Genomic DNA, 26564 nt, shown 5'->3' with positions numbered 1-26564 from the left:
TTACTTTTTAGACAGCTCTTTTCTTTTACTTATGCTGCTTTGGTTAAAGGAGTAATTAGTTTCTCCCATTTTCTTGCAAGTTGCAGACAAGCACCAGACTCAATGTGTGGTCCTTCTTCATTTTCTTCTTCATAAAAAACAATTTCCTGTTTAGAATTTTTCCCTACCAACTCTAATCCAACCCAACCTAGCGTTGTTTTAGTGAGGTGTGTGGTTTTAATTCTACACTCGTTTAACTCGGCTAAATCGACTACTTTAAAATCGTCTTCAAGTCGTTTTCTGTTTGAATAAATTAGTTTTTTATGAGTGTCGTCAATTCCTAAAACGAGATTTCCACTAATTTCAAAATTGCTTAAGTTTAAACCGTTTGAAGTAGCGAGATTCGTAATGGTTTTTTGTACTTTTTTATCTCTTCCTGAAATGTGTAATATAAGATAAGCGATGGGTACTACAACTAATAATGTTAGTACAATATCTGTGATGATTGAACTTTTTTCCATGGGTACTATGTTTTTTAATTTGAATAATTTTATTGCATACAAATCCCGTAAAACGAGGAAATGACCTTTGTTTAAAAGGATTTAAACGAAAGATATACAAGTAATTACCAGAAAAAATGGAATGGAAAAATGTGTTGCCCTATGCGTATCCGTTGGTCCGGAACATGGGCAGAATTGATATAAGAAATCCGCTTTCTTTTTTCAAAGCCTAGTTCGTAGGTTTTTGAGTAAATGAAAGGAGAAGGTGAATAATTAAGTTCTAAAAAATGGTGAAACCCTTCAGAACCATTAATTTCTTCAAAATAAATCGTGCTGTCGGTTGAAGCCGCTTTGTACGTATTTGTCTTTTTTGAAGAAGTTTCAGTAACAGTTTCAGAAAAACCAAAAACAGTCGGACTTGAAGCCAGAAGAAAGGCTAAAAGGAAAAAGATACTTCCGAATGTTTTTAAATGTTTCACGCGACAAATGTATATCATTAATTTTTTTAAAAGTTTAAAATTTTGCTAATTATTTGAGTCTTTGTTCTGAAATGGTTGTTTTAAGGGAAAAACCCTATCGCTTCATTTTTAAGAATTTGTTCGTGTTTTTTATATTAACATTAAGGAAACGTTTTGTTAACATATTAATTAGCTACTTTTAGCGACAAATAAGCCATTATCAAAGTGAAATTTAAAGTTACATTTGTCTTACTTATAAGCATATTTATTTCAGTAAACGCACAAGAAATAAGTACAACTTCTTTTGGGAAAGGACTCATAAACGTTACGGCAAAAGACAGCTCTTTTAGTATAAAATTTGCGCCAAGATTTCAAGTCCGATCAGAATCTTCATGGAATCATGACGGGTTACAATATGAAAGTCCAGAACATAATTTTATGGTACGCCGTGCCCGACTTAAATTTGATGGGTTTGCTTATAGTCCAAAACTAAAATTTAAACTTGAATTAGGCCTATCAAATAGGGATGTTGCTGGCGCAAACCAATATAACAGAGACACCCCAAATATTATTTTTGATGCGGTAATTATGTGGAATTTTGCTAAAGACTTTGAGCTTTGGGCAGGGCAAGCTAAGTTACCCGGAAACATAGAGCGTGTGGTGTCTTCTGCCAATCTTCAACTTATAGACCGCTCTTTATTGAATAGTCGTTTTAATATTGATCGTGATTTAGGAATTCAACTACGTCATAAAACAACTCTAGGAAATCAATTTTTAATGCGAGAAAAACTTGCCATCACCCAAGGTGAAGGACGTAATGTAACAGAGGGAAACAATGGAGGCTTACAGTATACAGGACGTTTAGAGTTTTTGCCTTTCGGTGAATTTATATCGAAGGGCGATTATATTCAGGCAGATTTACAACGAGAGGCTCATCCCAAATTAATGGTTGGCTTTACCTATAATTTCAATGAAAATGCAGTAAGAGAAAGAAGCGGTTTAGGAGATTATATGTTGAAATCTGATGGCTCCTTATATGAGACAAACATTACCACTATTTTTGCCGATGCTATGTTTAAATACCAAGGGTTCTCTTTTATGGCTGAATATGCTAACAGAGAAGCAGCCCAGCCTATAGCACTAGATGTAGATGGGACAACCCCGACCGGTGCTAGGGTGTTAACTGGAAATGCTCTTAACTTTCAAGCAGGATATTTGTTTAAAAATAACTACGAAATTGCCGGACGATGTACAACCTTAGATCTTTACAGTACTACCAATTTTACAAGAAAACAATATACGCTAGGAGGGTCAAAATACCTTGTAGGCCATAAACTTAAGGTGCAAAGCGATTTAAGTTATAGCACTCTAGATGGTACTAACGATTCTATTGACTTTAGATTTGGGTTTGATATTCATTTTTAAGACTGCATTTATAAAAAATTGCTGAAGTAATTAAAAATCCATACATTTAATTCAATATCAAAGTGTTAAGCGCTATAAATAAGATGCTTAAATAGCTGTTCAAAAGATCATATAAAACCTATATTTGAACATTGTATGGTGTAAATTAGCGCATCGTTAGTCTTTTCCCCAATTGAAATTTAAGATTAAAAAACGGTATTACTCCTTGTTGTAGTGATTGAGTATCCAAACGTGCTTGTTTTTGATACAATAATCAACAGCATAAAAATCGAAAACCAATGAAACTAATTAGAAACGACATTAGCTTTAATGTAGACTCAGGGAAACGATATTATTTGACTATAAAATTTGGGGAAGGACAAGACGGAAGTTCTTCTTTTAAAGATATAGAGGGAAACTACCACACCGGAAACTTAGTAAACACTCAAGTTGGAACGGGTGCTAAAATGGAGGGAAAATTCATTCTTATTGGTTCCATCGTAACAGATACAAACCAACATACTAATGCCACGAGTATTACGTATTTGATTAACAATATTGAAGTAGCAACCTATAGGGAAGAAGTAGCGGAGGACAACGGAACTATTTTTTATTCAACTCAAATATATTTTACATAATGAGAAAGACTTCATTTTTTGTAACGATACTCTTTCTGTTTTGTACTGCGTTGGTTCAGAGTCAGAAAATTGACTTAACCGAGCTGAAAGCGCCGTCTTCACCTGCGTTTACCATTTTGGGAATACAACCGGCAGAAATTGCACGTCCCACTTCGTATGAAGCTTTTCAGGCCAGTTTGTTCGAAAATTTAAGCAATACTGAAGGCTTTTCAATTCCGCAAAATGTCGCCTTAGAGTTTACTCCTTTTTGGTTGGCGGCACATCCAAAACTTTCATTTGAAGATCTAATTAATTCAAAAAACATAGCGAGTAATGTATTGCAGAATTCATCAGTTTCTATTGCCACCATCGATATAAACTCGGAGTTAGATAGTATTGTTAATGGAACGAGAATGGGAATTGGGTACAGAACTTTTCTTTTTAAAGGAAGCCCTTCCAAAGAGAATCGCTCAAAACTGATGACTGCGGTTTCAGAATTAAAGAAAACACAACGTTCCATTTTAGGAGCTTACCAACCTTTATTCCAAGTGTTGGCAGAAAACCCATCCATCAATGATGCCGATGAACTAAAAGAAAAATTTAATGCTGAATTAGAACTGTTTTTTGACACCCAAGACCTAAGTACTGAAGTAGAAGAAATGGCTCGAAAAATTTATACCGAAGAAGTGCTTCCCTCATTGTTTGAAGAGGTGTATCTAATTCAGGCGCCCAATACATTTGCAGCAGAAGTTTTTAAAAATCTAAGTAAAATTCTATCAGACAAAACTGTCGGTATTGAGCAAAAACTGAAAGAAAAAGCGGCTAAAGTGGAGGCATTAATTGTTGAACAAGAAACAAATTACAAAGGCTTTTATTTAGAATTTTCTTCTGCGATGGCACTCGATTTTCAAGAGAGTAAATTTAACAACAGTTACATTCACAAATGGGGCGTTTGGCTCACACCTTCGTACCGTACCAAAAGCGATCAATTCGAATTTTTAGGAGTGGTACGCTATCTTGAAAATAGAATCGTTGCTACCAATAGCGAAACTCAAAATATAGATGCGGGTGCTAAAATTGCCTTTCAAACAGGACGATTTTCTCTTTCAGGAGAAGCTATTTTCCGTTTTCAGAATGTAACTTCTTCTACAAGTAGCGCATTTGAAACGACCAATTCCGAAGAAAACATTGAAGATTTAAAAGCGGTGTTGACCCTAGAATATAAACTAACCGATACCCTATTACTGACCTATACGTTTGGACAAAATTTTGATCAAAATACCGAAATTAACGGCAATGTGGTTTCCACCATCGGACTAAACTACGACCTTGGCGGTAAAAAAATAATTAAAGATTTTGCGTTAAACTAAGAAATCAGTTTTACCACCCAACATATTGAGGAGGCTCAATTTCATTTAAATTAAGATAAACAATCAATTGTCCTCTATGATGTGTCACATGATCTTGTAGTAGATTTAAGATTTGAAGCTTGCTTTTAGGGCCAGAAAAAAACGAAACAGTTTCATTTAGTTCTGCTTCGGAAGTGTTTTTAATTATTTCTGAAACAAAATCAAAAGCGTTAGATACCAATGCAATAGTCTCCTTTTTTGTAGCCGGTATATCTGAAACTTCCTTTTTAAATTCTTCCTCAGAGAAGTAACTTGTACTGAGCCAATCCATATTGCCTTTAATGTGAATGAGCTGTTCTTTAAAACTCATTTGCCGTTCCGTAGGTTTAAAACTGTAGTTGTCTTCCGGCATTGCTTCGGAAATTGCAATCAAATAATCCTTAGAATTTTCCCATTTTACTAAGAAAGCGTCTTTTGCATTCGCCTGTTGCGCAAATGAGTTCACGGCAAAAAGAAAGAAGGTTATTAGTAAGAGTTTTTTCACAATCAAGAAATTAGCTTGACAACATCTTTCGCGAAATAGCTTGCCATCATGCTAGCACCCGCTCTTTTAATCGCAGTTACTTGTTCCATCATCACAGCGTCGTGATTCAACCAGCCTCTTTCAGCCGCAGCTTTCAGCATCGCGTATTCGCCACTTACTTGATATACAGCAACAGGTACATCGACAGCGTTTTTGATGTCTCGAACAATGTCTAAATAGCACAATCCTGGTTTTACCATGACAATATCGGCGCCCTCTTCAATATCCATCAGGGTTTCACGAATGGCTTCATCGCGATTGGCATAATCCATTTGATAGGTTTGTTTGTCCTTCGGAATGTCTTGAATATCGACAGGAGCAGAATCTAAAGCATCACGAAACGGACCGTAAAAAGCAGAAGCATATTTTGCACTGTAACTCATAATTCCGGTGTCGTAAAAACCTTCGTCTTCCAGAAGGGTACGCATTTCAAAAATACGACCGTCCATCATATCACTCGGTGCTACAATGTCGGCGCCCGCTTTTGCGTGTGATAAGGCCATTTCGGCTAAAACAGCACTCGAATCGTCGTTTAAAATTTTTCCTCCGGAAACAATTCCGTCGTGACCATATATAGAATACGGATCTAAGGCAACGTCTGTCATGACCAACATTTCAGGAACCGCATTTTTAACCGTTTTAATGGCGCGTTGCATTAATCCATCTACATTTAAAGCTTCAGTTCCAGAATTATCCTTCAACGAATCTGATACTTTCACAAATAATAAGACCGATTTAAGGCCTAACGACCATAATTCTTTTGCTTCCACAGCTAATAGATCTAGACTATACCTGTAGTAATTCGGCATAGAAGCAATTTCTTCTTTAATTCCTTTCCCTTCAGTAACAAAAAGAGGGACTATAAAATCGTTTGGAGTGATAATGGTTTCTCTCACGAGGCTTCTAATGGCATCGCTTTGACGTAATCTGCGGTTTCTTCGTAATGGGTACATAGAAATGACTATTTTTAGAGCTACAAATTTACTATTATAAATTGAGTCAAAAGCATATTGAGCCCGCTATCACACACATTTCGTTTTAAATATTCATGGAGAACCTACCAAAAACGGTTTTTAGAAGGTTTTGAAACCCATAAAAATGACAATCACCTTCATGTAGTCGCACCTCCTGGTTCTGGGAAAACGGTTTTAGGGCTGGAAATGATTGGTCAAATTTCAAAAAAGACCCTTGTATTGGCGCCTACACTTACCATTCGGAACCAGTGGAACGAGCGTATGTTGGAATGTTTTGTGAAAGACGAGTCTGCTGTTGAAACCTCTTTCGATATTAAAAATCCAGAAACGCTTACATTTTCTACGTATCAATCGTTGCATTCTTTTTATAAAAATAATCTAGAAAGTTCGGACGCGGAACTTCTTGCTTTTTTTGAAGCTGCGAATATTGAAACCATTGTATTAGACGAGGCGCATCACCTTAAAAACGAATGGTGGAAGCCACTTTTCTCGTTAAAGCAATTGCCAGAATGTGTCTTAATTTCGCTTACAGCAACGCCTCCTTACGATAGTGAAAACAGTGAAATCGCCAAGTATTTTGAATTGTGCGGTCCTATCGATATGGAAATTGGCGTGCCCGAATTGGTGAAGGAAGGAAATTTATGTCCGCATCAAGATTACATCTATTTTTCAGAACCTTCCAAAGCGCAAATTCAGGATATTATTACCTATCGCGAGCAGTTATTGCAGTTTGTTTTGGACCTTCAGAAGAATGAAGAACTTCAGCAATTTATAACACAGCATCCTTTTTATAGCGCTACGGAAACGTCGTTGGAAGAGATTTTTAGTCAGCCAGAATTGTATTCTGCAATGCTTATTTATCTAAATTCCTGCGGAAAGATTATTCCACCAGAGAAAACGAACGTACTCGGAATAACAACCAAAAAAATAACATATCCTTCTTTTAATTACCACTGGGTTGAAGCGTTATTACAACCGCTTTTAGTGACAGAAAGGGAAACGTATGTAGATAATGAATCCTTGCTTTCTTCTATTGAAAAAGACTTGCGGAAAATTGGAGGGTTCGACAAAAAGCGTGTAAATCTTGAAGGTGAAAAGAAGCTCTACCGTTCGTTATCGCAAAGCCCGAACAAACTTAAAAGCATTGTAGAAATTGTCAACATCGAATCTGATGCCATGCAACGCAATTTGCGAATGGTGATTTTATCAGATTACATTCGAAGTGAGTTTCTGAGCATTAATGAAGCTTCGAAACTTTCAGAAATAAACAAATTAGGGGTAATTCCTATTTTCCAGTATTTACGCCTTCAATTGAGTGAAATTCCTGCGGTTCAAGAATCGAAAATAGCCGTTTTAACGGGAAGCCTCGTTGTGGTGCATCAAGAACTCGTTTCAGAATTAGTAAAACTTCTTTCCGAAGCAGATTTTAACCAAACACCCTTACCAGACACTAATTTTACGGTAATAACGCCTACAACTCAAGGGAAAAAGGAGATTGTAAGCACAATCACCCAGCTGTTTGAAGCAGGGAATATTGAAATTTTAATCGGAACCAAATCGTTGCTGGGCGAAGGCTGGGATGCACCGGCAATTAACACCTTGATATTGGCTTCGTTTGTAGGTTCTTTCGTGATGTCCAATCAGATGCGAGGACGTGCTATTCGGGTGTTCCCAACCAATCCTTTTAAGGTCGCCAACATTTGGCATATTGCCTGTTTAGACCCAACCCACGAGCAAGGTGGGGTCGATGTCGCCCTTTTATTGCGGCGCTTTGATGCTTTTTGTGGCGTTTCGTTAGAAGGCACTCCTTATATTGAAAACGGATCGGATCGGTTTGGAATTTTAGACGCGGATTTACAAGCGGATTCGCTTAATAAGAAGATGAAAAGCTTAGCGCTTCATCGAGAAGCAGTATCCAAACGATGGAATCAAGCCATTACTGAAGGAGCTGTTTTGGTGCGGGAATTAAAAATTGAATACAGCTCTAAAAAAAGAACTGTAAAACCGAAAAAGTTACTTTATCAAGATGTGGTGAAATTCGCTTTTTTAGAACTTGTAGCCCTTGTTTTGATTACAATACCCGAACTTTTTGTAAAAAATATAGGTGCTTTTTTAACCAGAGGAATGTTGTACTTTTTCTACGCCATTGCTTCAGGATTTGCATTTGTGTTTATACCAAAACTGTGGAAAGCGATACGCTTGTATTTAAAATTTGGTCGTAAAGACCGTCAACTTCGGAATATTGCAACATCGGTAGTACAAGCGATGTGTCAGAAGAAAATAATAACCACACCTGAAACACAGTTAAAAATACGCATTGAAACCTTTGAAAAAGGGGCGATTTCGTGTTATTTATTGGGTGCAACGGTACAAGAAGAACTTCAATTTGTAACGTATTTGGACGAAATTATTCAAACCATTGACAATCCGAGGTATTTAATTGTGCAGTCTAATTGGCTTCGGAAACAGTTGGGATATTCCAATTACTACGCCATTCCAGGAATTTTTGCCGAACATAAAAAAGACGCCAATCTGTTTCTGTATTATTGGAGAAAACACAACGGAAAAAAAGCCACGATGTTATTCACTAGAAACCGAAATGGCAGAAAAACATTGCTTAAAGCACGGTTCCAACATTTTAATGACCAAACAACAGTCGCTTCAAAAAAGGCGCTTATTTGGAAATAGAAATTACACCCAAGCTCTAGGATTTTTTAATACCTCAAGCAATTTTTCTTCATCACTTCCCGCTTCAGGATGGTGATCGTAAATCCATTGTACTTTTGGAGGCAAGCTCATTAAAATACTTTCAATACGTCCGTTGGTTTTTAATCCAAAAAGGGTTCCTTTATCGTGCACCAAATTAAATTCTACGTAGCGACCGCGTCTAATTTCCTGCCAATTTCGTTGCGCTTCCGTAAAAGGAAGGTCTTTTCTTTTTTCAACAATAGGCAAATAGGCGTCTAGAAAACTATCTCCAACTTCCGCTACAAAGTTGTACCAATCTTGCGATTGCATACTTTCCGAAGCCTTTAAATAATCGAAAAACAAACCGCCAATACCTCTTGCTTCTTCACGGTGTGCATTGTAAAAATAGGCATCACATTTTTCCTTGTAGTTAGGGTAAAACTCAGGATTATGTGCATCGCACGCTCTTTTACACACCGAATGAAAATGGGTAGCATCTTCTTCGAATAAATAATAGGGCGTAAGATCTTGTCCGCCACCAAACCAGCTATTTACAACCTCTCCTGCCTCATTATACAATTCAAAATATCGCCAATTTGCGTGTACCGTGGGCACAAACGGATTTATAGGATGTAGCACTAAGCTAAGTCCGCAGGCGAAAAAGTTAGCATCGGTCACCCCAAAATACTGTTGCATCGATTCGGGTAATTTTCCGTGAACCTCACTAATATTTACGCCTCCTTTTTCAAAAACACCGTTTGAATCTGTGGTGTTTTCAATCACACGACTTCTTCCACCGCCACCTTCAGGGCGTTTCCAAATATCTTCTTTAAATACTGCGGCACCGTCAATTTTCTCAATGCCTTCTGTAATTGTATTTTGTAAGTTTCGAATGTAGGCTACAAATTGTTCTTTCATAATAAATTTTTTAAACGCTCTGTTTTTCAAGTTCGTACAATTCCATATCTAGCGGCGTTCCGTTTTTGGGCGTGTATTCATTCGGCAATGTTTTTACCCATTGGTAGCCGTTTTTTTGAGCCACTTTGGCACTTGCAACATTGCTTTTATGAACAATAATTCGAAGTGTTTCTATGCCCAATGTGGTAAACGCATAGTCTGATAGTACAGAAACAGCTTTAGAAGTGTATCCTTTTCCACCAAAGGTTTGGTCTATTGCGTAGGCTAATTCTGCTTCTTTTAAAGCAGGATTGATTTCTTTTAAAATAATAATTCCGGCAATAATATCTGATTTCGTTTCCTTAATCGCAAAGGTGAATTCTATATTGTTTTTAATTTCGTTTTGCTTTTTTAGAATATAGGCTTCAGAAGCTTTTACAGATAGGTTTTGTGCCAATGTATTCGGAAAGTACAGTTCAAACCGCAGCTTATTAAACAACATCATGCCGCATAATTGTTCGGCGTCTTCAGTTTTAAATGGAACAATCGAAATTGAATCAGATTTATACATGAAGATTTTTTTGAGGGGTTGTTGAAGCAGTCACTTTTTTCGCTTCTTGAAGCAATCGAACGGTTTCGGTAGTGGAAGCTGTCACCGATAGTGGAAGTACTAAAATAATTCCGACCACGGGAATTAAAAGCATTGCCATGAATACAATTCCGTTTCCGATGGCGATTCCTTTGTTTCTTTTTACAAATTGAATACTCTCATCGTACTTAAAATGACGCTCGAGGGTGTAGTCCATATTTCCAAAACCAGCATAATACGATTGTACTAAAAACAATAGAACAGACGAGAAGATATTGACAAAAGGAATTAAACTAAGGAGTAAAATTGGAATGGTAAAGAGTAATTCCATCAACAAGTTTCGAACGTTAATTCGAACACCACGCCAAAGCTGTGCGGCATTTGTAGTGTCTCTGTGTATGTGTAGATCTCCTAATAAATGGTGTTCAATTTTTTCAGAAACAGGACTCATAAATGGGGCACTCAGCGCCATTATAATGTGTTTGTAAAGTATGAAACCTAATGCTACAACAGTTAACCCTCCTAGAAAATCACTAATTGTTCTAAACGTTTGCGATCCCCATTCCCAAAACCAAATTTTAGCAATAAAGCCTCCAATATTATCTGAAAAGCCCCAAGCCGCAAACCCGATAAGCGTCGCAGTGAATAAGCTAATTAACATTGGAATACCAAAATACTTCCAAAGCCCTAATGTCGAGATTAGTTTAAAAGTTCCTGCGTAGGCTTTTATTCCTTTTACGATGTTTTTAATCATTTCGTTGCTGTTGTGTACTTATCTTCTAAATAAACCAAGCTATTTGTCGCTAATTCAAAATCTTCAATTTTGTCTATTTTTTGTGCTTTTTCGACTTCTTTTTCGAGTATTTGAATGATTTCCGCTTCCTTTTTATCAAAAACCTTCAGAAATAACATTTGTCCGATTTCATTGTTGTGCAAATCCATTTTTTCGTCTAAAAGTGGGTTTTGAGTCACTTTTTCATACAAATGTGTCATTTTTTGAGCCCAAATCACTGCTTTCTGCGTGGTTTTGGTTCGTTTTAGTACATTTTTACAAATTAAAATATTCCAAAGGGCGTGTCTAAAAGCGTTTGCTTGATTGCTCTTATGGTGACTCTTTCCAAATAAACCGTCGCAAAGCGCCATTGTTCGCTTTGTCGCCTGAAATGTAGGCCAAATGAGCAATGGATTTTTCAGAAACAAAAAACCTAATTGTGTCAATTGCGAAAGGCTTAATCGCTTAATTCGCAACCAAATATTCATTAGTCTGCTTTGTATTCTTTTACAGCTTCAATAAAGGCAGCTGCATTTTCAACAGGTACATTTGGTAAAATACCGTGACCTAAATTTACGATATATCTGTCTTTTCCGAAGTCATCAATCATTTCTTTCACCATCTTTTTAATAACAGCCGGCGGACTCAACAATCGAACGGGATCAAAGTTTCCTTGTAATGTAATTTTTCCGCCAGAAAGGTAACGCGCGTTTGTAGGCGAACACGTCCAATCTACTCCTAAAGCCGAAGCACCACTTTTAGCCATTGTATCGAGTGCGAACCAACATCCTTTTCCGAAGGCAATTACAGGAGTTTCATCCTTTAAAGCATCGATAATTTGTTGCATATACTGCCAGCTAAATTCTTGGTAATCGGTAGGCGAAAGCATGCCTCCCCAACTATCAAAAAGTTGCACAGCATTTACACCTGCTTTTACTTTTTCTTTTAAATATAGAATGGTGGTGTCGGTAATTTTCTGAAGCAATTCGTGTGCTACCGTAGGTTTTGTAAAACAAAGTTCTTTCGCTTTATCAAACGTTTTACTTCCTTGTCCTTGTACGCAGTAGCATAAAATGGTCCACGGACTTCCAGCAAAACCAATCAACGGAATGTCATCGTTCAGTTTTTCCTTGGTCATTTTAATCGCTTCCATCACATAGCCCAACGTATCGTGAATATCTGGAACAATCACGCTTTCTAAATCCTTTTGCGTACGAATAGGATTTGGCAACCAAGGTCCTAAACCTGGTTTCATTTCAACGTGAATGTTCATTGCTTGCGGAATCACAAGAATGTCGCAGAATAAAATCGCGGCATCCATTCCGTAGCGACGAATAGGTTGTACGGTAATTTCACTCGCTAACTCGGGAGTTTGACAACGTGTAAAAAAGTCGTATTTTTCTTTAATTTCCATGAACTCAGGAAGGTATCTTCCTGCTTGTCGCATCATCCAAACGGGTGGTCTATCTACAGTTTCACCTTTTAATGCTCTTAAAAATAAATCGTTTTTTATCATATCGCTATCTCCAAAAAGAAAGGAGTTTTTTAATTAGTACTTTTTTCGTCTGTTTTGTTACGCTTTGTAAGCGTTTCTATTGCTTTTTCGAGTACGCTTTCTACCGTTGTAGTGGCAGCTATACGTGTCTGTAAGTTGTTTTTTTTTGCTTCGGAAGCTGTTGTAGCTCCGATACAAAAGGCGATGGTTTCAGAATAAGAAGGAATTTCTTCTTCTGCATTTTTAAATCCTTCTATAAAACTACGAACGCCACTGGGACTAAAAAACAGGATTCCGTCCCATTTTTGGTCAAAATGCTTCAAATTTAGTGTTGTTTTATACGTTTCTGTCTCAAAAAGAGGAATATTCGCTTTTTTTAATTCTGAAGGAAGAACATCACTTCGTATGTTTCCGCAGAAAAAATGAAAAGCTTCGTTTTTGTGGTTTTTTATAATGAAATCAGCTAATTCTGAAGCATAATGAGTCATTTTGAATACTTTTTGACCATTTTCTTCTAAAAATGCTTTCGTCTTTTCTCCTACACAAAAACAATTTGATGCTGCTGTTTCTTGAAATGACTGCTGTTTTAGAAATGATTTGACAGCATTCTGACTCGTAAAAATAATGTTTTCAATATTTGAAGGAACTTCGAAATCACTAAATTCAATTTGAATGGCATCATAAGAAACAACTGAAAAACCAGCATTCCGCATTGTTTTTTCTTGCGAAGCGGTTAGGGTTTTCGTTGCTAAAATATTTTTGTGCATCACTCCAAACCACTTTTAATCAAAGCCATTAATTCTTTTCCGCCGTTGGCTAAAACTTCGTCAGCACATTTCTTTCCGAAGCCTTTGTAATTTGAGGTTTCAATTGTTTTTTCAACTTCAATTTTAGTGACTCCATCTAGTGAAAAAAGTACCCCTTTAAACTGAACTTTATCTTCAATAATGGTTGCAATAGCGCCAATTGGAGCAGTACAACCTCCTTCTAATACACGTAAAAATTCGCGCTCCACGTGAGTGCATATTTCGGAAGGTGTATGATTCAGTTTTGAAGTAGCCTCCACACTAAATGCATCGTTTTCTAAAGCGACAACAAGCATTGCCCCTTGCGATGGTGCAGGAATCATCCAATCTAAATCGATATAATTTTCGGGAAGCACTTCTATGCGTTCCAATCCTGCTTTGGCAAAAATGGCGCCTTCCCACGGATTGTCTTCTAATTTTTGCAAGCGAGAGTTCACGTTTCCTCGCAAACCAACTACTTCATGATTTGGATATCTGTGCAACCATTGTGCTTTACGACGCAGACTTCCTGTAGCAATAGTCGCTGCTTTTTCAGGAGCAAACGTTCCTTTTGTCACTAAAATATCGTTGCTTGAGGCTCTTTCAAGCACGGCAGTTTGTACAATACCCGTTGGTAATAAGGTAGGCACATCTTTCATACTATGCACAGCGATATCTACAGATCCGTTGAGCATGGCAATGTCTAAGGTTTTGGTAAAAATACCTGTAATGCCTAATTCGTATAAGGGTTTTTCAAGCTGTAAGTCACCGGTAGATTTCACAGGAACCAATTCGGTTGTATAGCCTAAGGCTTCTAATTTGTCCTGAACAGTATGGGCTTGCCATAATGCTAACTGACTATCGCGAGTACCAATACGAATAGTTTTTTTCACGATTATTTGGTTGAAAGTTGAAACACTTTGTGGATTAAATCGACACTTTCGGAAGTAGAAACAGAATCGTCTTTTAAATGATTTGCAAAGTGTGTTGTAATTTTATGAATGATGCGGTTGCTAAGAATTTCGGCTTGTTCTTCGTTGAAATCATTAATTTTTTTGCGCTGAAAATCAATTTCATTGCTTTTAATCTCTGCCAACTTCACTTTTAACGCCTTAATGGTAGGGGCAAATTTTCTGTTTTCTGCCCAAGTATTAAACTCTTGCTCTACTTCATGAATAATTTCTTGAGCCATAGGAATTTGAGAGGCTCTATGTTCTAGTGTTTTATCGGTCACTGTTGAAAGATCGTCTAAATGAACCAATGTTACGAATTCGTTCTCGGTTACATTGTTCGATACATTTTTTGGAATCGATAAATCCAAAATAAGCAACGGACGTTTTAAGTATAATAACTCTTTAGAAATCGTTGGTTTTTGCGCTCCTGTTGCAACAATGAGCACATCCGTTTGGGCGATTTCACTTTGAATGTCGGCATAATCTTTTACAATCAAATTGAACTTTCCTGCAATTTTTTCGGCTTTATCCTTGGTGCGATTGATAAGCGTTATTTGCTCGTTTTTGGTATGCTTTATTAGGTTTTCACAGGTGTTTCGTCCAATTTTTCCTGTTCCGAAGAGCAAGATATTTTTTTCTGAAACATACGGCACTCGCGCCATAATGTATTGTACTGCGGCAAAACTAACAGAGGTTGCTCCGCTAGAAATTTCCGTTTCGTTTTTAATTTTTTTGCTGGCCTGAATCACAGCATTGGCCAAACGCTCAGAATAAGGATTCATCAATCCTAAATTTTTAGATTGTCTGAATCCAGTACGTAACTGACTAATTATCTCAAAATCACCTAAAATCTGACTGTCTAAACCTGTTCCTACTCTGAACAAATGCGAAACAGCTTCTTTGTTTTTATGAATGTAGGCTACTTTTTCAAACTCTTCAATGCTTCCATTGGTGTGTTCGCATAACAACTTTATAATTTGAAAAGGATGTTGTGCAATACCATACAACTCGGTACGATTACACGTAGAGATAACGATTAATGAAGGGAGATTTTCTTGTTTCGCTTGTGCTAAAATATTCTGTTGGGCAGTTTCGCTAATACTAAAGCGCCCGCGAGTTTCTGCATCAGCCTTTTTATAGTTAAGGCCTATAGCGTAAAAATTTCCTTCGTGAATAGAAGTTGATTGTGTATTATTCATTTTTATACCTGACGGGGCAAATGTAGGAGCATTTTATTTTAAAAAGTAACGCTATCGGTATCATTAGTGTCGAAGGCTGTTAATTTTTACTAAAAAATGACATTTATCATATAAATGCCCTAATTTAGCCTAGTAAAATAGCTTTTACACAAAATAATTTAGAACTATTCTAAATAAAAAAATCAAAAGAGGTTATGTTTTCAGAAAAAAATGTCGCTCAAAGTTTTTATGAAGAGGTTGCTATTGAGACCGGATTTTACATCTTAAAATTTAACAATGAAACGCATGAAAACCAGCTTTTTAGTCGGGAAGTAGGGTCTAATTTTGTTCAGTTTCATTTTTGCATAAAAGGCAATGCAAGCTTTAGTTTTAATGAAGGAAATTACGTGTTGCCTTTACAAGAAGACAGTTCGTTATTGTTGTATAATCCAGAGCGCGATTTACCCTTACATCTTACAGTAGTTCCCAATTCATGGGTGCTATCCGTATTATTACCTATAAAAAAATTTCATGGTTTGTTTTCTTCGGAAGCAAATTACATTACTTTTTTAAGTGACGAAAACAAGGATCGGAAGTATTATAAAGACGCTCAAATTTCGCCTTCTATGGCCATTGTTTTGAATCAATTGATGAATTACAACTTGCATCCTTCCGTAAAGCCCCTTTATTTTAAAGGAAAAGCTTACGAGTTGTTGAGTTTGTATTTTAACAGACCTGCCGATGTCGATATTGAGCAGTGTCCGTTTTTAATTGACGAAGACAATGTGGCGAAGATTAAAAAAGCGAAACAAATAATTATCAATCGGATGGCAGAGCCTCCTACGCTGCAGGAACTTTCCGAAGAAATCAATTTACCCTTAAATCGGTTGAAAGAAGGATTTAAACAAGTCTATGGCGATTCCGTATTTAGTTTTTTGTTCGATTATAAAATGGAAGTCGCCCGTCAATTACTAGCAACAGGTTCGCACAATGTTAATGAAGTCGGTCTTAAAGTAGGCTATAGCACAGCGAGTCATTTTATAGCGGCTTTTAGAAAAAAATTTGGAACCACTCCTAAAAAATATGTGATGGGACTTTCCTCATAAATAATTTATATGGAACTATTGATTTTATAGTATTCAAGCTTTTGACTATTGAATTTATAAAAGGTAGTTTTGTATTCTATAATTTTACAATACTTGAAACGCGCATGTTCAAAACTTTAACACCTACGGGAATGTTTTATAGCGAACAGCATGTGAGCTTTAAAAATCTATAAATTTAAACACATGAAAGGAGTTCTCCTTGTCAATCTTGGCTCGCCAGACAGTACAAACCCTAAAGACGTTAAAAAGTATTTAGACGAATTTTTAATGGATCCTCGCGTGATCGATGTGCCACGTTGGGCACGAATTTTATTGGTTCGAGGAATTATTTTAAATACAAGGCCCAAAAAATCGGCCGCAGCGTATCAAAAAATCTGGTGGGAAGAAGGTTCTCCTTTAATTGTTCTTTCGGAACGATTGCAAGATAAAGTAAAGCAAAAAACAACGGTTCCTGTTGCGTTGGCAATGCGCTACGGAAGCATGACGTTGCAAAAAGGACTTCAAGAATTAGTAGATCAAGGCGTGACAGAAGTACTCACAATTCCGTTGTATCCTCAGTTTGCAATGGCGACTACTGAAACGATTGATGTGAAAGTTGAAGAACTTCGGAAAGAATTTTTTCCGCAATTAGAAGTGAGTTCATTACCTGCTTTTTACAAGAAACCAGAATATATCGATGTGTTGTCTAGAAGTATTGCTGAAGGTTTAGAAAATGCAGACTATGAGCACGTTTTATTCAGTTACCACGGGGTTCCAGAGCGTCACATCAGAAAAAGCGATATTACAAAATCACATTGTAAAATAGACGGAAGCTGCTGTGTAACTGCTTCCGAAGCACATAAATATTGCTATCGCCACCAGTGTTTAGACACCACGCGAATGGTCGCAGAAAAATTAAACCTGAAAGAAGGAACCTTTTCAACATCGTTTCAATCACGATTAGGTTTTGATCCATGGTTGCAACCCTACACAGACCGAACCATAGAACGTATGGGATTGGCTGGAACTAAAAAATTAGCCATTGTTACACCTGCATTTGTGAGTGATTGTTTAGAAACACTCGAAGAAATTGCGATGGAAGGAGAAGAAATATTTCACGAAGTAGGCGGAAAAGACTTTACTGTTGTTCCGTGTTTGAACGATCGAGACGATTTTGCACAACTTTTAGCCGATTGGATTGACCAATGGCGACTTAAAGACTTAAAAACAGCAATTGCTTAATGGCGAACGGAAAAAGATCTACCACCTTAGGAACCGATCCTATTAGTAAATTATTGGTTAGACAAGCAGTACCAGCGTCCATCGGGATTTTGGTAATGTCCCTAAATATGATTGTAGACACCATTTTTGTGGGCCGATGGATTGGTCCGCTAGCGATTTCTGCCATTACAGTGGTCATTCCGATTACCTTTTTTATTGGCGCCATTGGATTGGCTTTTGGTATCGGAGGAAGCTCCGTGTTGTCGCGGGCGCTTGGCTCAGGAAACGACTCTAAAGCGCTTCAGGTGTTTGGAAATCAGGTGACGCTTACTTTTTTAGTATCAGGTTTATTGGCCATTCTCGGATTGGTTTTTCAGAATTACTTGATCGAATTTTTTGGTGCCGACGACTCCTTTAAAGACTTGGCACTTACCTATTACCGTATTGTAATGTATGGTATAGTGATGCTCTCCATGTGTATGATGGGGAACAATGTAATTCGTGCCGAAGGAAAACCAAAATTCGCCATGTATGCAATGATGTTACCTGCTATCGGGAATATTTTTATGGATTACATCCTTATAAATGTATTCGATTTTGGAATGGAAGGTGCTGCGTGGGCTACGTTTATATCGTACGCCATTTGTTTTGCCTTTGTATTGTGGTTTTTTATAGTTAAAAGTGAATTGCGACTTACCCTCACCAATTTCAAATTGCAGCCTAAAATTGTGGGCGAGATTGCCAGTTTAAGCTCTGTTACCTTAGCGCGACAAGGAACTGTAAGTGTATTAACCATATTGCTAAATAATGTGCTAATCGTACAAGGAGATGCCTTAGATGTGGCTACCTACGGAATTATTAGTAGAATGCTCATGTTTGCTTTGTTTCCAGTAATTGGCGTAAATCAGGGGTTTTTGCCAATTGCAGGGTATAATTATGGCGCCAATCAGTTTCAGAGAGTTCGGGAGAGTATAAATACTTCTATAAAATATTCAGGTGCTTTGGCGTTGTTTATTTTTGCGATTATAATGATATTTCCAGCTGAAATTGTGTCGATTTTTATCAGTAATAGTAAAACTCTTTCCGCCGAAACAATGGCACATAACAGTGAGATTTTAAGTAGAACACCTTCTGCTTTGCGTTGGGTTTTTGCGGCCACACCTGTTATTGCGATTCAGTTAATCGGAGCTTCTTATTTTCAAGCCATCGGGAAAGCAATGCCGGCGTTGTTGCTAAGTTTAACCAAGCAAGGCTTCTTTTTAATTCCGTTAGTGATTATCTTACCACAGTTTTTTGGGGTTTGGGGTGTTTGGATTTCGTTCCCGATTGCCGATGTGTTATCAACAATACTCACAGGATACTTTTTGAATAAAGAAGTTGTAAAAATGGTTCAGTAGATTTTTAAGCATATGGAATATCAATATATTAAATCGCTTCACTTAATTTTTGTCATCACCTGGTTTGCAGGCTTATTTTACATAGTGCGTCTTTTTGTATATCAAATTGAGGCCTTTCAGAAGCCATCTCCCGACAAAGAAATATTGAGTGCTCAGTACAAAATCATGGCAAAACGCTTGTGGTATATCATCACATGGCCTTCCATGGTATTGGCCGTTGTTTTTGCCATTTGGTTATTGGCACTTCGTCCTTTTTATCTTTCAGATGGATGGATGCAAGTAAAATTAGGCTTTGTAGTACTGCTAATTATCTATCAACTTAAATGTCATAGTATTTTTAAACAGCTTCAGAAGGACGTCGTAAAACACTCTTCTAATTTTATGCGCTTGTTCAATGAAGGAGCGACTATTATCCTGTTTGCAATTGTTTTTCTAGTGGTTTTAAAAAACGCAGTCAATTGGATTTATGGGGTTGTTGGAATTATGTTGTTTTCAATATTGATTATGCTAGGCTTTAAATTTTACAAACGATTGCGCGAAAAAAATTGATTTTTTAAGAGGCGTTCATTTGGTGTAATTATTGCTATATTCCTTAAACAAATGGAATTTCATGGGATTTTATAAATCGTTTCGCTTTCGAATTTTTTTATCAATGCTGTTATTATTGCTGGGAGCATCGATATTAATTGCGATGGTTACTATCTATCAGTATCGTGAGGAAGCTAAAGATTATCACAAAGAGCGATTGCTTCGGAAAGAGGAGAACATCCGTAAAAACATTGATTTCATTCTTAAAAATACAACCTATCCTGTAGAGACGGATAAAATTCCGTTGATTTTTAAAGAGAAAATTTACGAACTAAAAGCCATTCATAATTTAGAAATGTACTTGTACGATTTAGAGGGAAACTACTTAAAATCGTCAAAGGCTTCTTTTTATTTCGACTCTACCGACACAAAAATGAAATCGTATGCTTTACAAGCGCTAGAAAAATCTCCTACGAAATCATTTATAGAAGAATTTGAAGAAGACGGAAAAGAATACAGGTCGTCGTACACCTATATTACCGACATGCATTTTAAGCCGCTAGCCATTTTAAACCTTCCCTATATTGAAGACGATGGGTTTATAAAGCGAGAGTTACGAGAAAATTTGTCGCGCTTAGGGATTGCTTACTTTTTCATGATGTTAATTGCCATTGGGTTGGCGTATTTTTTATCAAAATACATTACACGTTCGTTAAATGATATTAGTGAAATAATCACGAAAACACGTTTAAACAAACGGAACAAAAAAATATTAATTACCGATACATCGCAAGAAATCACAACCCTTGTAAGCGCTTATAATCGGATGATTGATGAGTTGGAAAATAGTGCCGCACAACTAGCAGCAAGCGAGCGTGAGGCAGCCTGGCGTGAAATGGCAAAGCAAGTGGCACACGAAATTAAAAACCCGTTGACACCAATGCGTTTAACTGTGCAAAGTTTTCAACGAAAGTTTGATCCCACGGCGCCAGATATTGAGCAGAAATTAAAGGAATATAGCAATACATTAATTCAGCAAATAGATACGATGAGTTCTATTGCTTCGGCATTTTCAACCTATGCGACTATGCCTGCACAAAAAGACGAAACGCTTAATATTGTTAAGATTACAAAGTTGTCGCTCGACATTTTTAACGAAGAGTACATTTATTTCTTTTCTGAAGAAGATGAAATTATCGCCAAATTTGATCGCACACAATTAATTCGGGTGATTACCAACCTGATTAAAAATAGCATTCAGGCTATTGAACAGAAAAATCCTGAAGAGCCTCGTATTGAAGTACGCGTAGCTTCTGAAGGACCTTTGGTAGCTATCACAATTACAGACAACGGAATCGGTATTTCTGAAGAAAACAGAGAAAAAGTATTTGAGCCGAAGTTTACCACAAAATCGAGTGGTATGGGACTGGGACTTGCCATGGTGAAAAACATCGTTGAAACCTATCAAGGTGTCATTACATTAGAGAGCAATGAAGCACAAGGAGCGACTTTTAAAGTGGTATTTCCTAGACATTTGTAAGCTTTTTCGTAATTTTGAAACCACAAACCCAAACACCCTTAGTATCATGAACTTTAAAAATATTCTTTCGGAAACTTCCAATGGTATTGCTACTATTACGATAAACCGACCAGAAAAGCTAAACGCACTTAATAAAGACACCATAAACGAGCTGCACCAAGCCGTTAAAAAAGCCGATGAGGATGCTAGTATACGTGCCATCATACTTACCGGTAGTGGAGAGAAAGCATTTGTAGCTGGAGCAGACATTAGCGAGTTTTCAGATTTTTCTGTTTCTGAAGGTGGGCAATTAGCCGCACAAGGACAAGCTGTGTTATTCGATTTTATAGCAACGCTTTCTACACCTGTTATTGCAGCAGTAAACGGATTTGCATTAGGTGGCGGACTTGAACTTGCGATGGCAGCACATTTTAGAATCGCTAGCGAAAATGCAAAAATGGGACTTCCAGAAGTGTCTTTAGGACTTATTCCTGGGTATGGTGGAACACAACGTTTGCCAGAACTAGTAGGGAAAGGACGTGCTTTCGAACTTATTATGACCGCAGGAATGATAGATGCCAATAAAGCATTGGATTTCGGATTGGTAAATCATGTGGTTGCCTTGGAAGAATTACTTCCTTTTACAAGAACCCTTGCTGAAAAAATTATGAGAAACTCTCCAATGGCGATTGCAGCAGCAATTTCAGCTGTGAATGCAGGTTATGAAGTTGGAGAAAACGGATACGATGTTGAAATTTCAGAATTTGGAAAATGCTTTGGAACTGCCGATTTTAAAGAAGGAACACAAGCCTTTTTAGATAAAAGAAAAGCCGCTTTTACCGGAAAATAAAATACTTGGAAATATTCCTAGTTTTATAGGAAATAGTCCAATTTAAAAGTAACTTTGAGATATTCATTTATCTCAAAGTTTTTTTTATGTCTGAACCCATCAAAGGTCGCGGAGCACAACGTACCATCCACAATCGCTTTTTTGAACACGAACACGAAGTGTTGGATGAATATCTAAACTTTTGCGAAGCGGAAGGCGAATTGGCAGATAAAAACAAAACCAAGTACATCGATGTGTTCCCAAAAACCTTTGTCAATAAAGTAACCAGTCCCGACGTGGGAATGAATTTTTCGGCAAATCCGTACCAAGGTTGTGAACACGGCTGTGTGTATTGTTATGCGCGTAATAGTCATGAATATTGGGGGTATGGTGCCGGACTTGATTTTGAGCGTACCATTTTAGTAAAAAAGAATGCGCCGCAATTGCTAGACGATTTACTGAAAAAGAAATCCTGGCAACCGCACCCAATTGTGTTGTCTGGAAATACTGATTGTTACCAACCTATAGAACGGAAGCTTCAAATCACACGACAGTGCATCGAGGTGCTTCATAAATGGAAACATCCGTTTTCGATTATCACTAAAAATTCATTATTACTGCGCGATTTAGACTTATTGAAAGAAATGGCAGCACTTCATTTAGTGACCGTCAATATCTCTATTACGTCACTTTCCGAAGAAACAAGACGTCTGCTAGAGCCTAGAACGGCTAGTATTAAAAACAGACTAAAAGCTGTAGAAATACTCTCGAAAAATAACATTCCGGTACGCGTGATGATGGCGCCTATCATTCCTTCGTTAACGAGTCACGAAATACTTCCTTTGGTGAAAAAAGTTTCAGAATTGGGCGCGATAGATGTCACAGGAATTATGGTTCGATTAAATGGGCAGATTGGCGAAATTTTTAAAGATTGGGCGTATAAAACCTTTCCAGATCGTGCCGAACGTATTTTAAATCAGATAGCCGAGTCGCACGGCGGAAGCTTAAACGATAGTCGGTTTGGAACAAGAATGCGAGGCGAAGGTGCGATTGCACAACAAGTGATGGACACAATGCAACTTGCAAAGAAAAAATATCTAAATGTTCCGAAGCAAAAACCACTAGAAACAAGTCATTATCTTCAACTAAAAGACCCGCAGCTACGCTTATTTTAATTAGTATCTTTGAAAACTGTTACTAATTTGATCTTTTCGATACAAACTTGTTATGAGACCATTTTTATTCGTGCTATGTTTATTTTTTGCGTTTTTAAGTCAGGCACAGCAAGACCCCCTTTCTGCTAAAACCTACAAAGAATTAACCGAAATTATCAATGCAAATACAGCAGTAGACACAACGCTATCATTAGAGGCTTCACGGGCTTATTTAGAAAAAGCAACGACAGAAAAAGATGCTGAAAATCAGTGGAAAGCGTATCATGCTTTCACGGTTGTTTACTTGCAGGCATCAGCGTATGATAAAGCGACAGTTTTTGGTGAAAAGCTTCGCGAACATACGTATCAAAATAAATTGGAAGCTTTTTACTTTAAAACCCACCAAACGTTGGCGAGTGTGTACCTTCAAAAAGGCGTTTTAAGCAAATCGTTAGATGAGTTTAATGCTGGCTTGGCGATTGCGGAGGCTCATAATAATATTGAAGAAATACAAGCTGCTTATTTTGGTATCAACCTTATTGAATCGATTGGAGGAGATTACGCTTCTGCAATTCAAACTCAGAAAGAATTGATTCAACGGGTGTTAAGCTCAAACGACACTTCTCTTTCTGAAACTCAGAAGGAAGCGATTTTGTTTAAAGCCCAAGCGAGTATTGCAGATTCATATCTTAAAGCCAAACAAGCAGATTCAGCGTATCATTACAGCAGTTTGATTTTAAAAAAATCGTTAGAAAACAAAGATTCTTGTTTTACAAAAAACTTGTATTGGCAATTGGGAAAAGCAGAGCTATTGCTAAAAGAATTTGATGCCGCTAAAAAGAGTTTCGATTATTCTACACAATATTGCAGGCCACTATCAAAGTTTGACAGTTTAATTGTGGGAGGACTTTATGCCAAGGTGTATGCAGGTAAAAAGCAATACAAAAAAACCATTTTTCATCTTGAAGAAGCCTTAGCGGCCTATCCCGTTTCTGAAGCAGAAGAAGGTTTTATGGATGATTATTACAAGGTATTGGCCAATGCTTATAAAGAAGAGAAAAACTTGGAAAGGGCAAGTTTTTACTTTGAAAAATATGTAAACACGACCACAGAATTTAATAAGATTAAAGACACCATACACTCTTCATTTCGGAATAAAGAATTGGAGGAGTTTCGGGCAGAATTAGCCGAATTAAAAACGGAAAAGGAAGCGCAAAAAGGCTATTTGAAATACGTCTCTCTAGCAGCAACCATCGTAATTTTAGGATTGTTATTTGTGTTGCTGAAATTTTACAGAACCAAGAAACAAAACGAATTAAAATTTGAAGCGTTAATTGCCAAACTGAAGGCTTCTGAAAAGAAAAAAGATATTATAGACACTAAAGATGCGGTGCTGGAAGAAAAAACGACCAACGACATCCCAGAGGAAACCAAACAACAAATTTTGGACGGACTTCGAAAGCTTGAGGAGAAAGAATATTTCTTAAAGCAAGAATGCAACTCGTACAACGTTGCGAAAAAAATTAATACCAACACGTCCTATCTTTCAAAAGTAATCAATGCGCACTACGGAAAAAACTTCAACACCTACATAAATGATCTTCGAATTAATTATGCCATCGTCCGATTAAAAGATGATGTTATTTTTAGATCGTATTCGATACAATCGATTGCGGAAGAATTAGGGTATAAAAGTGCCGATTCGTTTACAAAATACTTCAAAAAAGACACTGGATTAAACCCGTCTTTCTATATCAAAGAGATCAAAAATATCACCTAAAAACACCCTTTACACCCTAAATTTATAAATTTAGGGTTGGGTGAATCCCCTGTAATTTTAGAACTACATTTTTAATGTAAACAACTGTAAATCAATAAATTGATGCTAATTTTTGCCACCCAATTTTTCCTAAATTGGGGTGGCTTCTCTTTTATATACTGTTTTTATAGCGCAAATTTGGTTTCAGAAATAAATCACTAAAACCAACTATTATGAAAACAAAAAATCGCATACTTAAAATCTCAGCAATCGTAGCAATCTTTTTTGGATCCGCTTTTTTAAGCTACTCGTTTGTAAGCGGGTTGAAAGAGCATGATAGAACTACGGCTAGTATGGAGCAAGTTTTAAAAGAGCATTGTTATTGTAAAGATGTTTCGATCGATATTTCTAGCTACGGAATTCAGTTTAACGATGAGGGTGTTTCAAATGAAAATGTACATTTTTTATTACGTGATTGTGCAATCACTTCAGTAAAAACAGAAGCAAAAAGAGTGCATGCCATTCTTTCTGAAAAGGTTCCTTCTTATGGAACAATAGACATTGTTTCATTCTCTTTCCTTTCCGAAGAAAAACAAGAAACGATTCAGGTAAAAAACGGAATACTTCAACTGTAATCAATCACGATGAAAACAACCAAAACAACCCAACGAATGTATGAAGCAATTGGATGGACAATTGTAGCCTACTTTATAATCACTTTCTATACACATACGAACTATCATTAAAAAACGAACTTATGAAAACAAAAAACAAAACAACTAGCAAAATTCAACTTATAAAATTTGGAATCGGGATTGTAATAGGCGTTGCAATTTACTTATTTGTTCAATTAATTTTTTAACTCAGATGACAACTTTATTTCAATTTATACTAGAACTAATTGGGCAGTTCTGCTAATTATAAAACCTAATCTTTAAAACATAAAAACAATGAAAAATTTTAAATCAGTACTCGTAGCATGCATCTGTATGATGGTGTTTTTTAACGGAAAAGCGCAACAAGAAAATAGTCTATTGTGGAAAGTAGAAGGCAACGGAATTAAAACGTCGTATGTATTCGGAACGTTTCACATGTTGCCAAAAGAAGACTTTCAGCTAAAACAAAAAGTGAAAAATGCGATTGAAAGTTCAGAAACCATCGTATTAGAACTGGATATGGACGATCCGAATTTACAATCTGAAATGATGAAAGAATCGGTGCTATCGGAAGGAAATAGCTTGAAAAATTTCATGGACGAGCAAGAGTACGCAAGGTTAGACGCGTATTTTAATGAGAAAATGGGCGTGGGAATGGACAAGTTTGTCTCGTTTAAGCCGATGGTATTGTCGTCTATGGTGATGATGACGTATTTGGGAAAGGGATTTGCTAGTTATGAAGGCACACTTATCGAAATGGCGGCAGCGCAACAAAAAGAAGTAAAAGGTCTGGAAACAGTAGCTTTCCAGATGGGAATGTTCGATAAGCAACCCTACGAAGATCAAATTGACGATGTTGTAAAATTACTTGTAGAAGATGCCTTTATGAAAGACATGTTTGCCGAAATGATTGCACTTTACAAAGCGGAAGATATCCAAAATTTGTATGCGTATATGGACGAGTATTTTGACGGAGACGTTGAATTAATGGAGCGATTGTTACATGAAAGAAATGCCAATTGGATTCCAAAAATTGGAGCATTATCTAAGGAGGAAGCTGTGTTTTATGGAGTAGGAGCCGGCCATCTCGGAGGTGACAAAGGAGTAATTAATCTACTTAAAAAAGAAGGATATACAGTAACGCCAATTTTGGAGTAGACGTTTAAAGTCCTAATTTTTAAAAACTAAAGCTGTT

26 protein-coding genes are annotated in these 26564 nt (G+C 37.0%); 14 read left to right on the top strand and 12 right to left on the bottom strand.

The window, feature by feature from the left end; all coding sequences use genetic code 11:
* Positions 1-29: 29 nt before the first annotated feature.
* Both BLQ00_RS03760 and BLQ00_RS03755 read right to left on the bottom strand, forming a co-directional pair.
* A complete protein-coding gene (locus BLQ00_RS03760) occupies positions 30-500 on the bottom strand; it encodes a hypothetical protein (RefSeq protein WP_093140687.1) in 471 nt (156 codons plus the stop codon).
* Positions 501-604: 104 nt separating this feature from the next.
* Positions 605-976, bottom strand: a complete 372-nt coding sequence (locus BLQ00_RS03755; RefSeq protein ID WP_093140684.1) for a hypothetical protein — start codon at positions 974-976, stop codon at positions 605-607.
* Positions 977-1162: 186 nt separating this feature from the next.
* On the opposite strand from BLQ00_RS03755, the gene BLQ00_RS03750 reads away from it, so the two are divergent.
* The 3 genes from BLQ00_RS03750 to BLQ00_RS03740 all read left to right on the top strand — a co-directional run bounded on the left by BLQ00_RS03750 (position 1163) and on the right by BLQ00_RS03740 (position 4328).
* The gene (locus BLQ00_RS03750) at positions 1163-2362 is read left to right on the top strand and encodes a porin (RefSeq protein ID WP_373287745.1); all 1200 of its coding nucleotides are present in this window, start codon (positions 1163-1165) and stop codon (positions 2360-2362) included.
* A 278-nt stretch (positions 2363-2640) separates the two neighbouring features.
* Positions 2641-2979 (top strand): hypothetical protein, encoded by a 339-nt coding sequence (locus BLQ00_RS03745; protein WP_093140679.1) that lies wholly within the window; start codon positions 2641-2643, stop codon positions 2977-2979.
* Entirely contained in the window at positions 2979-4328 is a 1350-nt protein-coding gene (locus BLQ00_RS03740) for a hypothetical protein (RefSeq protein ID WP_093140676.1), read from the top strand. The genes BLQ00_RS03745 and BLQ00_RS03740 overlap by 1 nt, the downstream gene beginning before the upstream one ends.
* A gap of 10 nt (positions 4329-4338) precedes the next feature.
* Here the strand turns inward: BLQ00_RS03740 and BLQ00_RS03735 are convergent, their stop codons facing one another.
* Both BLQ00_RS03735 and hemB read right to left on the bottom strand, forming a co-directional pair.
* Positions 4339-4851, bottom strand: coding sequence for a DinB family protein (locus BLQ00_RS03735; protein WP_093141900.1), 513 nt, complete (start codon positions 4849-4851; stop codon positions 4339-4341).
* A gap of 2 nt (positions 4852-4853) precedes the next feature.
* Complete coding sequence (gene hemB, locus BLQ00_RS03730; RefSeq protein ID WP_093140674.1) at positions 4854-5843, bottom strand: porphobilinogen synthase; 990 nt, start codon at positions 5841-5843, stop codon at positions 4854-4856.
* A 57-nt stretch (positions 5844-5900) separates the two neighbouring features.
* On the opposite strand from hemB, the gene BLQ00_RS03725 reads away from it, so the two are divergent.
* Complete coding sequence (locus BLQ00_RS03725) at positions 5901-8552, top strand: DEAD/DEAH box helicase family protein (protein ID WP_093140671.1); 2652 nt, start codon at positions 5901-5903, stop codon at positions 8550-8552.
* Positions 8553-8555: 3 nt separating this feature from the next.
* On the opposite strand, the gene hemF is transcribed toward BLQ00_RS03725, so the two are convergent.
* Genes hemF through hemA form a run of 8 tightly spaced genes read right to left on the bottom strand, consistent with a single transcriptional unit; the run spans position 8556 to position 15242 of the window.
* Positions 8556-9470, bottom strand: a complete 915-nt coding sequence (hemF, locus tag BLQ00_RS03720; RefSeq protein ID WP_093140669.1) for an oxygen-dependent coproporphyrinogen oxidase — start codon at positions 9468-9470, stop codon at positions 8556-8558.
* Between the two features lie 10 nt (positions 9471-9480).
* Positions 9481-10020, bottom strand: coding sequence for a GNAT family N-acetyltransferase (locus tag BLQ00_RS03715; RefSeq protein ID WP_093140666.1), 540 nt, complete (start codon positions 10018-10020; stop codon positions 9481-9483).
* The gene (locus BLQ00_RS03710; protein WP_093140663.1) at positions 10013-10792 is read right to left on the bottom strand and encodes an EI24 domain-containing protein; all 780 of its coding nucleotides are present in this window, start codon (positions 10790-10792) and stop codon (positions 10013-10015) included. Before BLQ00_RS03710 ends, BLQ00_RS03715 begins: the two co-directional genes overlap by 8 nt.
* Complete coding sequence (locus BLQ00_RS03705; RefSeq protein WP_093140661.1) at positions 10789-11298, bottom strand: DUF6973 domain-containing protein; 510 nt, start codon at positions 11296-11298, stop codon at positions 10789-10791. Before BLQ00_RS03705 ends, BLQ00_RS03710 begins: the two co-directional genes overlap by 4 nt.
* A complete protein-coding gene (gene hemE, locus BLQ00_RS03700; protein WP_093140659.1) occupies positions 11298-12326 on the bottom strand; it encodes a uroporphyrinogen decarboxylase in 1029 nt (342 codons plus the stop codon). Before hemE ends, BLQ00_RS03705 begins: the two co-directional genes overlap by 1 nt.
* 29 nt (positions 12327-12355) lie before the next feature.
* On the bottom strand, positions 12356-13072 hold the full coding sequence (locus BLQ00_RS03695) for a uroporphyrinogen-III synthase (RefSeq protein WP_093140657.1): 717 nt from the start codon (positions 13070-13072) through the stop codon (positions 12356-12358).
* Positions 13072-13983: a hydroxymethylbilane synthase gene (hemC, locus tag BLQ00_RS03690; protein WP_175445406.1), complete on the bottom strand. Its 912-nt coding sequence runs from the start codon at positions 13981-13983 to the stop codon at positions 13072-13074. Before hemC ends, BLQ00_RS03695 begins: the two co-directional genes overlap by 1 nt.
* Positions 13984-13985: 2 nt before the next feature.
* Positions 13986-15242, bottom strand: a complete 1257-nt coding sequence (hemA, locus tag BLQ00_RS03685; protein WP_093140652.1) for a glutamyl-tRNA reductase — start codon at positions 15240-15242, stop codon at positions 13986-13988.
* Between the two features lie 194 nt (positions 15243-15436).
* On the opposite strand from hemA, the gene BLQ00_RS03680 reads away from it, so the two are divergent.
* From BLQ00_RS03680 to BLQ00_RS03635, 10 genes are all read left to right on the top strand, one after another.
* Positions 15437-16327 (top strand): AraC family transcriptional regulator, encoded by an 891-nt coding sequence (locus BLQ00_RS03680; protein WP_093140649.1) that lies wholly within the window; start codon positions 15437-15439, stop codon positions 16325-16327.
* A gap of 183 nt (positions 16328-16510) precedes the next feature.
* Complete coding sequence (gene hemH / locus BLQ00_RS03675) at positions 16511-17548, top strand: ferrochelatase (protein ID WP_093140646.1); 1038 nt, start codon at positions 16511-16513, stop codon at positions 17546-17548.
* Positions 17548-18924 carry an MATE family efflux transporter gene (locus tag BLQ00_RS03670; RefSeq protein ID WP_093140643.1) on the top strand — a complete coding sequence of 459 codons (1377 nt, stop codon included), beginning with the start codon at positions 17548-17550 and terminating at the stop codon, positions 18922-18924. The genes hemH and BLQ00_RS03670 overlap by 1 nt, the downstream gene beginning before the upstream one ends.
* 12 nt (positions 18925-18936) lie before the next feature.
* Complete coding sequence (locus BLQ00_RS03665; RefSeq protein ID WP_093140641.1) at positions 18937-19473, top strand: CopD family protein; 537 nt, start codon at positions 18937-18939, stop codon at positions 19471-19473.
* A gap of 61 nt (positions 19474-19534) precedes the next feature.
* Entirely contained in the window at positions 19535-20992 is a 1458-nt protein-coding gene (locus BLQ00_RS03660; protein WP_093140638.1) for a sensor histidine kinase, read from the top strand.
* A 46-nt stretch (positions 20993-21038) separates the two neighbouring features.
* Positions 21039-21821 (top strand): enoyl-CoA hydratase/isomerase family protein, encoded by a 783-nt coding sequence (locus BLQ00_RS03655; protein ID WP_093140636.1) that lies wholly within the window; start codon positions 21039-21041, stop codon positions 21819-21821.
* Between the two features lie 86 nt (positions 21822-21907).
* Complete coding sequence (locus tag BLQ00_RS03650) at positions 21908-22975, top strand: PA0069 family radical SAM protein (protein ID WP_093140633.1); 1068 nt, start codon at positions 21908-21910, stop codon at positions 22973-22975.
* 52 nt (positions 22976-23027) lie between these two features.
* On the top strand, positions 23028-24734 hold the full coding sequence (locus BLQ00_RS03645; RefSeq protein ID WP_093140631.1) for a helix-turn-helix domain-containing protein: 1707 nt from the start codon (positions 23028-23030) through the stop codon (positions 24732-24734).
* 212 nt (positions 24735-24946) lie between these two features.
* The gene (locus BLQ00_RS03640; RefSeq protein WP_093140628.1) at positions 24947-25348 is read left to right on the top strand and encodes a hypothetical protein; all 402 of its coding nucleotides are present in this window, start codon (positions 24947-24949) and stop codon (positions 25346-25348) included.
* A gap of 315 nt (positions 25349-25663) precedes the next feature.
* The gene (locus BLQ00_RS03635; protein ID WP_093140626.1) at positions 25664-26527 is read left to right on the top strand and encodes a TraB/GumN family protein; all 864 of its coding nucleotides are present in this window, start codon (positions 25664-25666) and stop codon (positions 26525-26527) included.
* The last annotated feature ends 37 nt before the right edge of the window (positions 26528-26564 follow it).

Source organism: Ulvibacter litoralis (assembly GCF_900102055.1).
Lineage (GTDB): Bacteria > Bacteroidota > Bacteroidia > Flavobacteriales > Flavobacteriaceae > Ulvibacter > Ulvibacter litoralis.
The sequence above is the reverse complement of the archived record's forward strand: the minus strand, read 5'-3'. Positions and strand labels throughout refer to the sequence as shown.